7 protein-coding genes, 1 pseudogene and 1 riboswitch are annotated in these 10,184 nt (G+C 47.1%); of the genes and pseudogenes, 7 read left to right on the top strand and 1 reads right to left on the bottom strand.

Annotated features, from left to right (window positions below):
• Positions 1-82: 82 nt before the first annotated feature.
• The 3 genes from DW949_RS13160 to DW949_RS13150 all read left to right on the top strand — a co-directional run bounded on the left by DW949_RS13160 (position 83) and on the right by DW949_RS13150 (position 4,047).
• A complete protein-coding gene (locus tag DW949_RS13160; RefSeq protein WP_118023637.1) occupies positions 83-478 on the top strand; it encodes a hypothetical protein in 396 nt (131 codons plus the stop codon).
• 86 nt (positions 479-564) lie between these two features.
• Entirely contained in the window at positions 565-3,237 is a 2,673-nt protein-coding gene (locus tag DW949_RS13155; protein ID WP_118023636.1) for a BTAD domain-containing putative transcriptional regulator, read from the top strand.
• Between the two features lie 135 nt (positions 3,238-3,372).
• Complete coding sequence (locus DW949_RS13150) at positions 3,373-4,047, top strand: CpXC domain-containing protein (RefSeq protein WP_118023635.1); 675 nt, start codon at positions 3,373-3,375, stop codon at positions 4,045-4,047.
• Between the two features lie 5 nt (positions 4,048-4,052).
• Here the strand turns inward: DW949_RS13150 and ribB are convergent.
• Positions 4,053-4,658: pseudogene (gene ribB / locus DW949_RS13145) on the bottom strand (3,4-dihydroxy-2-butanone-4-phosphate synthase); the annotation flags it as partial.
• Between the two features lie 113 nt (positions 4,659-4,771).
• Positions 4,772-4,888: riboswitch (FMN riboswitch) on the bottom strand.
• A gap of 141 nt (positions 4,889-5,029) precedes the next feature.
• Here ribB and DW949_RS13140 point away from each other — a divergent pair.
• The 4 genes from DW949_RS13140 (at position 5,030) to DW949_RS13125 (ending at position 9,860) form a co-directional block, all read left to right on the top strand.
• Entirely contained in the window at positions 5,030-5,818 is a 789-nt protein-coding gene (locus tag DW949_RS13140) for a xanthine dehydrogenase family protein subunit M (protein WP_118023633.1), read from the top strand.
• A complete protein-coding gene (locus DW949_RS13135; protein WP_118023632.1) occupies positions 5,815-6,282 on the top strand; it encodes a (2Fe-2S)-binding protein in 468 nt (155 codons plus the stop codon). The genes DW949_RS13140 and DW949_RS13135 overlap by 4 nt, the downstream gene beginning before the upstream one ends.
• Positions 6,279-8,561, top strand: a complete 2,283-nt coding sequence (locus DW949_RS13130) for a xanthine dehydrogenase family protein molybdopterin-binding subunit (RefSeq protein ID WP_118023631.1) — start codon at positions 6,279-6,281, stop codon at positions 8,559-8,561. The genes DW949_RS13135 and DW949_RS13130 overlap by 4 nt, the downstream gene beginning before the upstream one ends.
• 72 nt (positions 8,562-8,633) lie before the next feature.
• Positions 8,634-9,860 (top strand): CaiB/BaiF CoA-transferase family protein, encoded by a 1,227-nt coding sequence (locus tag DW949_RS13125; RefSeq protein WP_118023630.1) that lies wholly within the window; start codon positions 8,634-8,636, stop codon positions 9,858-9,860.
• Positions 9,861-10,184: the final 324 nt, after the last annotated feature.

The following is a 10,184-nucleotide window of genomic DNA, read 5'->3' as shown; positions in this document are numbered from 1 at the left end:
TGGTTTTGTATAACGGTGCTTCATTGTCTTTCCCAATCTGATATAATACTACTAAGAAACGTATTGTCAGGGGTCGGTGCTTATGAGAAAATTACTGCCAACAAAGATTTCTATACCTGCCGTGGATGATATCATCATTCCGCGGCCCCGATTCAATCAAAAACTAGATGCCATAAAATCATGCCCGGTGACAGTCATTACTGCAGGAGCCGGATATGGGAAGACAACGGCTATGATACAGTATTGGAGGGGAAAACCGGAAACTCCCTGCTGGTATTGTCTGGGACCAGAAGATGATACCTTGTATATTTTTGCTATTTATCTGGCGGGAAGTCTGGATATGTTCTATCCTGGACTTAGCGAATGGTTTTGCCAACGGCTGGCAACAGAAAAAAAGATTGACTGGAGGTTTGTACTGTTTTTATTTTTATCCGGATTGAATACCTGTCAGACAGGAATACACCTGTATATCTGGTAATTGATGACTGGCAATATATTCATGATGCCGGTGTAGTAACTTTTTTTGATCGGCTGCTGGCTAATTTACCGGATTCGCTGCACATCATGCTGCTTTCACGGGAATATGTCAATCTGCCGGTTTTGGAACGGATGAGACTGCGTGGAAAGGCAAAAGACCTGTTTCCGACGGATTTATTATTTTCTCCAGATGAAATAGAAACATTATTCCAAAAAGCGCAATTGACGCATCTGGATGATAAAGATATTCAGGTTATATTAAAAAAAACGGAAGGATGGGCTATCGTCATTAAGATGCTGGCAGCACAATGGCGTGAAGATGCCGGACAATATGAAACGTATTTGCAAAAAAAGTCACTGAATCTGCAGCGTTTTTTTGAATATCTGAGTTATGATTTTTTTAACCGGCAGTCAGTGGAATTACAGGATTTTATGCTTAAAACATCTCTGGTAGAGTATTTTGATCTGGATTTCTGCCAGAATATTATACGGTCTGGTTCAGAACTGAAGATGTTGCACGTTATTTCTCAAAAAGGACTTCTTGCCAGACAATCTGCACATGGAGTATATCAATATCATTCTCTGTTCCGCGATTTTTTACAGCAGAAAGCGGAAGAGGAGTTGTCAGATAAACAAGAGCTATATCAGGCGTTCATTCAATACTATTTGAAAAAAAATAATTATGAATGGGCATTACATTTTTGCAGCCTCTGTCAGGATTGGAAAAGAGCATCGGATATCCTTTCCCAGGTAGGGCGGCATTGGATAGTATCAGGCCGGCAAAGACTATTTCAACATTATATCCAGAAAGTTCCTGTTTCATACCGGAAGAATCCCCGGATATTTATTTCACTCGGTGATATGGCACGATTGGCTGGCGAGTATGAGAAGGCTGTCTACTGGTATCAGCAATCAGGCTATTTGTTTGCTGCTGAGAAGGACGCTGTAGGAGAAAGTGAAAGCTATCGTGGTTTGGGAGAAATTTATCTGGATATTATTCAACCTGTCGAAGCTTTGCGATATCTGCATCAGGCTTATAAAGCTTTGCCAGAAGGACAGGAAGAGAAAAAAGGAGAACTCTTGTATCTCATGAGTGAAAACATGATTAACCATGGAAATTCACGCCAAGCAGAGCGATATCTGGCTTTGCGGCATAGAGTTGTTCCTTTTGATCATGGCGACAGAAATAATTTACAGGCTCGTATATGGTTGCGAACAGGGAAAATCAGGAATGTCTGCCAGCTTCTGCAAAAAGAAAATCTGGACCGCTTTGATCGCATGCCCTTGTCTTTCCGGGACAGCTCACTGATTTTATCATTGTGTTATTCTATTCAGGGAGATATGGATCAGGCACTGCAGTATGCCAATAAAGGCATTCAGTATGCGCAGGCTATTCATTCCCAGTTCATTGCTGTGATTGGCTATGTCCGTATGGGGCATGCGTTATTGCTTGACTATCGTCATAATAAAGAAATTTGCCGACAGAAATATGAAAAAGCATTGGCACTGGCTGATACCCTGTCCATTGAACGGAGTAAAACGGAAATATATTGGGGACAGAGTCTGATGGCAGCACTGGATGGCAAGTGGCTGGAAGCGGAACGAATCGGACAGCATGCCTTGTCTATTACGCAGAAGGGGAAAGATGCCTGGTTTGCTGCTATTTTGTATCTGACACTGGGGATGGGAGCCGTCTTTTGCAATCAGGCAAGAGAAGGGCTGCCTTATTTGAAAAAAGCGTTATCGCTATATCAAAAATGCAGAGATACACTGGGTCAGACGGCCTGCTTCTTGTATTTTAGCCATTGCTATCAGCAACTGGGACTCCCAAAATTATTTTTGCAATCATATCAGCAGTTTTTACAATATAGCCACAGATATTCATATGAATTTTTGTTAGAGAAACCATCTATTTTGGGGAATCTGGGTCCCGTGACCTGCGAGACGCTCCGGCAATATTATCAAGCCCTGCAATCTGTGATGGAAAATGAGGAGTCTGTCAATTCTGTCGTTACTACATTTGGAGGCTTAGCCATTACGTCCCGGGGCCGGCAGATTTTATCGGAGGATTGGACGCGTAAAGCGGCTAAGATGCTTTTTTTACTACTGATTTCCTTTTATGATCAGCCTATGAACAGGGAGTCGCTCATGACTTTGCTGTGGCCTGACGCAGATAGCCGGACTAGTCGTAATAATTTCAAAGTAACCTTGAATTGTCTCCTTAACATTCTGGACCCGGAAAGAATGCCCAGGACATCAGGAACTTTCATCCATAAAGAACGTACCAGTTTGCAATTTTCAACATCCGAAGAGTGCTATCTTGATGTTCGCGATTTCGAACAATCTGTAACACGTGGCAGAGTGCTTTTGGCGCATCATACGGCTGAAGGGCAGGCTCTGCTTCAAAAAGGGCTTGCACTGTATAAGGGCGACTATCTGTGTGGGGAAGTCCTGAATGAGCCACTGTTGCAGAAGAGAGACCGGCTGAAATTACTGGCCCTTAATGGAGGAACAGAGCTGGCCAATTCCTACGTGAATCAGAAGAAGTATCGACAATCCATAATATGGGCAGAGTGGATATTGGCAATCGATCCCTGCTGGGAAGAAGCATATCGCATTTTACTGATCAGTTATGGTATTCAGAAAGATATTGCGATGGTAAAGCAATGGTATCGGCGGTGTTGCCAGGTTTTGAATCGGGAACTATGTATGCCTGTATCAGAACAGACAGAAGAGCTTTACCGTTATTTTACGCAGTAACAGCGTCGTCTTACTTGGTAGAACCAATGAGAATAAAGAGTGGGAGAACCCCTTTCATTATATTATTCATAGACAATGAAAAGGCTCTGGCCTATAATGGAATTGTAGTTATTTTAATTAATAGGAGCTTATGTCATGGAACCTGTGAAACGTGCGGATCATTATAACCGCAATCTGGAATGTCCTTCCTGTGGAAAGAAGAGCCGGTTTAAAATCTGGGATCGCATACAGATAGACAAAAATCCCGGACTTCGGGAAAAAGTACGGGATTTGTCTCTCTTTCGCTTTCAATGTCCTAAATGCGGACATGAAACGTATCTCGATTATGATTTTTTGTATATTCAGAGCGATTTGCGTCTGGTCATTTATTACGCTCCTGGCGGTGGGGATGTGACAGACATGCATCAGTCACTGCAAAAACCGGAATATGAATTCATGAAGGCGTTCCGTTATCGTCTCATACGCCAGCGTACGCAGTTATTGGAAAAACTGGCTATTTTTGATGCAGGATATGATGACAGGCTGATAGAAATCATGAAAGTAATGGTTCAATCATTCCTGGCAGCTCAGGCCAGCCCGATTCATGCCGGCCTGATTGAATTCACTCACGGCGAATCTGGTGATGCGTTTCATTTTGCCGATCCGGAACTGCAGAAATCAGGCATGCTCCCGTTTAATGATTCCATGCGCCAGACCTATCAGGCACTGGGACGGGATCTGGCAGGTGCTCTGCCGCCAGATGATACGCTGGAAATTACACCTCACTGGGCTGTTTCCTTTGTAAAAGATCATCAGGATTTGTTTGCCTGACGGCTCATATAGTCTTTGATATCCTTCAGCGTAATGAAGGGAAGATGATACATATCTGCCAGATGCCATAATTGAGGCGTACGCATCATGGTACCGTCTTCGGCCATGATTTCGCAGCATAATCCAGCTTCTTTCAGGCCGGCAAGACGCATGAGATCTACCGTAGCCTCGGTATGTCCGCCGCGGGTAAAGAGGCCGCCTTCTTTGGCGATGAGGGGAAACATATGACCAGGACGACGGAAATCCGCCGGACGGGAAGCATCATCTGTCAACATCCGTGCCGTGTAGGCCCGTTCTACTGCGGAAATGCCTGTTGTCGTTTCTACGTGGTCTATGGATACGGTAAATGCTGTTTCATGGTTGTCTGTATTCTGAGCTACCATGGGTGGCAGTGAGAGTTTTTCTGCAAAGTAAGAACTGATGGGAAGGCAGATAAGGCCTTTGCCATGTGTTGCCATGAAGTTCATGTTTTCTGTTGTGCAGTACTGGGCGGCGCATATAAAGTCTCCTTCATTTTCTCTGTCCGGATCGTCAGTAGCGATGATGATCCGGCCCTGGCGCAAAGCGTCCAGCGCTTCGTCGATAGTGTTGTACGTTCGTTTGATTGTCATAATGCATGCCTCCGTATAAGGGTATTTGGGATTGTCTTCAGCAAAAAAATAACCCTGACCATCTGGTCAGGGCATGCAGGCACAGCATCAGACAGACTGCAGACGCAGCCTGAGATTGCCTTCTTCCATCCAGACTATACGGTCGGTTTTGGAATTGCACCAAATCATGCGCCGGAGCGCTAGCGGACTATACCGCCGGTCGGGAATTACACCCTGCCCTGAAGACATTTTTATTATACCATTAATTTTACGCATTGCAACTATGTGGCAGGGGAAATTCAACCTGTCTGTTTTCAAAATATACCGTTTGGGACCGTGATAGAAAACGCATGCAGTCCCGGAAGCTGCATGGAACGAACAGGAGGAAAGGTATGAATATTGTTCATTATATTAAAGCAAAAAGTTTGGAGGAGGCCTGGCAGCTGAATCAGAAACGGTCAGCTGTTATCCTCGGCGGCTGCTGCTGGCTGCGTATGTCACCAAGGCGTACGCTGGCAACGGCTATTGATCTGACCGGACTGGGACTGGATGAAATCCACGAGACCGAAGAGGCATTCTATATCGGCGCAATGGTACCGCTGCGCCAGCTGGAAACGTCGGATTCTCTGGAAGTCTTTACTCAGGGGGCCATGAAAGAATCGTTACGGCATATTGTGGGGACACAGTTCCGTAATCTGGCGACGGTGGGTGGCAGTATCTGGGGCCGGTTCGGTTTTTCTGATGTACTGACGTTATTTCTGGCTCTGGATGCAGAAGTAGATTTATATAAAGGCGGCCGGGTCCCTCTGTCTGTTTTTGCGGAACAAAAAGCGGACACGGATATTTTAAAGGGAGTATATCTCCCCAAAAAGAAACGGCAGACGGCATATGCTTCGTTGCGGCTGAACGCGACAGATTTTCCTGTCCTGGCCTGTGCCGTATCTCGTACGGCAGATGGCGTGTCCTGCAGTGTAGGTGCACGGCCCATGCGAGCGCAGGTACGATGTCTGCCGGCTGGTACGGGGATGACTCCCGATGACGCGGACCGGGCAGCCAAGGAAGTTGCTGACTCACTGTCCTTTGAGGATAATATGAGGGCCAGCCGGGTATACCGGCATGATATGGCAACGGTCCTGTGCAGGCGGTTATTCTTACAGACGGCAGGGGAGGGACGGAAATGAAAATTCAGTACTGGCTCAATGGCAAGGTAGAAAACGATGAGATCGCACCGGGGCAGATGCTGTATGATTTATTGCGTAAAAAAGGATGTTACAGTGTAAAGTGCGGTTGTGAAACGACAGCCTGCGGATTGTGTACGGTATGGCTGGAGGAAAAACCAGTATTATCCTGTGCCGTTCTGGCTGCCCGCATTGACGGAAAGCATGTCACGACGTTGGAAGGATTGCAGGGTGAGGCACAGAAATTTGCCCGATATATGGGACAGGAAGGCAGCGACCAGTGTGGGTTCTGTAATCCTGGTTTTGTCATGAATGTGCTGGCTATGGTCAGAGAACTGGGTAATCCGACAGAAGAAGAAATCAAAGAATATCTGGCAGGCAATCTCTGCCGGTGTACGGGGTATGTCAGTCATATGCGGGTCCTGAAGCAATATCTGACGGAAAAGGGAAAGGGGATGCGTTTATGAGAGAAATCAACCGGGTAGTTATGAAAAAAGATGCCTTGCAGCTGGTGACAGGTAAGCCGGCTTACACGGAGGATCTGGCACCGGAAGGCTGTCTTATCGTCAAAGCCCTGCGCAGCCCCCATGCAAGAGCCGTCGTACGCCATGTTGATACCAAAGCGGCTTTGGCTGTTCCCGGGATTGAATGTGTCCTGACAGCAGAAGATGTCCCCAAGACGCGGTTTACTATTGCTGGTCAGACCTATCCGGAGCTGAGTCCCTATGACCGGCTTATTCTGGATACACAGATCCGCTATGTCGGAGACCCGGTGGCTCTCGTAGCCGGCCGTGATGCGGCATGTGTAGATAAGGCTATGCGCATGATCAAGGTGGAATATGACGTACAGGAACCTCTCCTGGATTTCCATCAGGCTGTAGATAATCCTATTATTGTACATCCCGAAGAGGACTGGAACCCCCGCGTCCCCGTTGGTGGTGATAATAAACGGAATATTATTGCCCAGGCAGAAGAAGATTGGGGCGATGTCGATGCTGCGTTCCAGAAGGCCGATGTGGTGATTGACCGGACATACCATACGAAACAAGTACAGCAGTCTATGATGGAAACGTTCCGGGCGTATACATACCTGGATGAATTTGGACGTCTGGTCATTGTCAGTTCGACACAGGTCCCGTTCCATGTACGGCGCATTGTCGCGACGGCACTGGAAATTCCTAAATCGAAAATCCGGGTCATCAAGCCACGGATCGGAGGAGGATTTGGCGCCAAGCAGACAGTCGTCATGGAATGTTATCCCGCTCTGATTACGCTGCGTACGGGAAAACGGGCGTATATGGTCTATACGCGGGAAGAAGCGATGACAGTATCTTCTCCACGGCACGAAGCCGATGTCCATGTACGATTGGGAGCTTCCCGCGATGGCATGATTCAGGTCATTTCTGTCGAATCACTCTGGAATGGCGGAGCATATGGGGATCACAGCCCGACGACGGTTACCCTGTCGGGGCATAAATCTATCCCTTTGTATAATCGTTTTTCTGCGTTCCGTTTTCGGTATACCGCTGTGTATACCAATACGATTGCTGCCGGAGCCTATCGTGGTTACGGTGCTACCCAGGGGATTTTTGCCCTGGAATCGGCTGTGAATGAATTAGCAGACACACTGCACATGGACCCGGGAGCACTGAGACTTCAGAACATCGTACAGCAGGGCGAGACGATGCCGGCGTATTTTAACGAAACGGCGCTGAGCTGCAATCTGGGAGAATGTCTGAAACGGGTGCAGTCAATGATTGACTGGGAACATGTATACCCACGCCAGGTGCTCCCAAATGGCAAAATCCGTGCAGCCGGCCTGGCCCTGGCTATGCAGGGATCAAGTATTTCCAACGTGGATGTAGCTTCGGCGACGATAAAAGTGAATGATGATGGATTTTATACCTTATCTATCGGAGCCACGGACATGGGGACGGGTTGTGATACCATCTTGGCGCAGATTGCAGCAGAATGTCTGGATTGTTCTGTTGATGAAATTGTCACCCGCGGCGTGGATACGGATACGTCGCCATATGATAGTGGTTCCTATGCATCCTCGACGACCTATCTGACAGGGATGGCCGTGGTAAAGACATGCCGGTCGCTGATAGAAAAGATGAAGGAAAAAGCGGCCCGTATGCTGGAGCACGCTGATGCTTCGGAACTGGAATTTACCGGAGATGCTGTGGTGGATCCAGCCAGTGGCCGCAAGGTGACGCGGCAGGAACTGGGAAATGCGGCTATGATTACCAATGATATTGCCCTGGAAGCTACGGAAACTCACTATTCTCCTACGTCTCCGCCACCGTTTATGGCAGCTGTCGCAGTTGTCGATGTCGATCCGGAAACAGGACATATCGATCTGGTGGATTACGCGGCTGTTGTCGATTGTGGGACCGTCATCAATCCTGCCCTGGCCAGAGTGCAGACAGAAGGCGGCCTGGTGCAGGGAATTGGCATGACACTGATGGAAAATGTCCAATTTGACTCAAATGGCAGAATTCAGAATAATTCATTTATGCAATACCGGATTCCCGGTCGTATGGATATAGGCAGTATCCGCGTAGAATTTGCACCCAGTTACGAGCCAAATGGTCCGTTCGGAGCTAAATCCATTGGTGAAATTGTCATTAACACGCCGGCACCGGCTATTGCAGAGGCCGTGTATCAGGCAACGGGGTTGCGGTTTACGGAATTGCCGATTACGGCAGAGAAGGTATACATGGGCTTAAAGAGTAAAAAATAATTATGTCGTATGCTGGGCAGTCGTTGTCTCAGACAGTAGACTGCCCGCCTTTTATAAGGGACGGGATGTTTTATGGATGAACAGCTGCCATTGACAGGTGTAAAAATAATTGACTTATCGACCTATGCTGCCGTGCCTGCTGCGGCACGGATACTGGCAGATTGGGGAGCCGATGTCATTAAAGTAGAGTCGTTGAAAGGAGATTCGTGGCGGCAATATGGTGAAATTGCCCAGGTTCCCTGTACGGAGGAGGAAAATCCCTGCTGGGATGTCAATAATAGCAACAAGCGGAGCATTTCTCTGAATCTCCGTACGGAAAAAGGAATGGAGATTTTGCATCGTCTCCTGGCTGATGCGGATGTGTTTATGACCAATTACCGGATGGCAGCTCTGCACGCTATGTCCCTTACCTGGGACGTACTGCACCAGACATATCCCCGCCTCATATGGGGACATCTGAGCGGGTATGGCAATAAGGGACCGGAAGCGGAAAGACCGGGGTTTGACATTGCGGCTTTCTGGGCCCGGAGCGGGCTTATGCAGGATTATGGACAGCCGGGTAATGCGCCTCTTACGCCATTTCATGCTTTTGGTGATATGACGACCGGATCGATTATGGCAGGAGGATTGTGCGCTGCGTTGTATAAACAATCGCGGACAGGCAGAGGAGATAAAGTCGAAATTTCTTTGCTGGGTACGGCTTCCTGGCTCATGGGAGTTCCCGCTGTTGCAGCGCAGAAGGTATATGGTAATGTCTATCCAAGAATGCGGAGCGAACAGCCAAGCCCCGTATGTATTCCTTATGAATGTGCTGATGGTGAATGGCTGGAATTGTGTATCATGGATTATGAACGGTACTATCCGTCGCTATGTCATATCCTCGGACTGGATGGGCTGATTGATGATGAACGGTTTAATACCTTTGGAGCGGTGCAGGGTCATTCTGGCGAATTTGTCAATCTGGTACAGCAGGCTTTCTTGAAAAGACCGCGGGCAGACTGGGGACCATTGTTAGCTGCTGCAGACATCGTCTACGATAATATCGGGCATTTCCGTGATATAACGGAAAATCAGCAGGCCTGGGCTAATGGGAATTTATATGAACGCCATTTTGATAATGGCCGGTCTGCTATACTGCCTAATACACCCGTTGCCTTTGAAGAAGCAAGGAAACAAGCTTCCCCGGCACCTCTTCTGGGAGAACATAGCCGGGAAATTTTACGGGAATATGGATATACGGACGAAGAAATTGAGGAATATATTGCAGGCGGCATTGTTAAGGTTCACACTGCAACGTAGGGGCCTTTACCAGTAAGGATTTTTACATAATCCATACATATTTTGTTGACTTTTATTGGATTTAATGGTAATATAAAAGAACCAGCTGATACGAGCGTGCGGAAAGAAAACAAAATAGAATCCCTTTAGAGGGGTTGTTTTGTGTGCCTTTTGCTGTCAGATGATTTTAAAGTAAAAATAAAACTTGACAGACGCAGCAACAGATGGTAGAATACAATAGTTGTCAGATGGAGATACACAAAATAACCAAACGTCTCTATCCACAAGACAAAAAATAAAAAAAGAGCTTGACAAACTTCTTTGAGTTTGTTAAGATATACAAGT

It is taken from the genome of Megasphaera sp. AM44-1BH (assembly GCF_003467125.1).
Lineage (GTDB): Bacteria > Bacillota > Negativicutes > Veillonellales > Megasphaeraceae > Megasphaera.
The sequence above is the reverse complement of the archived record's forward strand: the minus strand, read 5'-3'. Positions and strand labels throughout refer to the sequence as shown.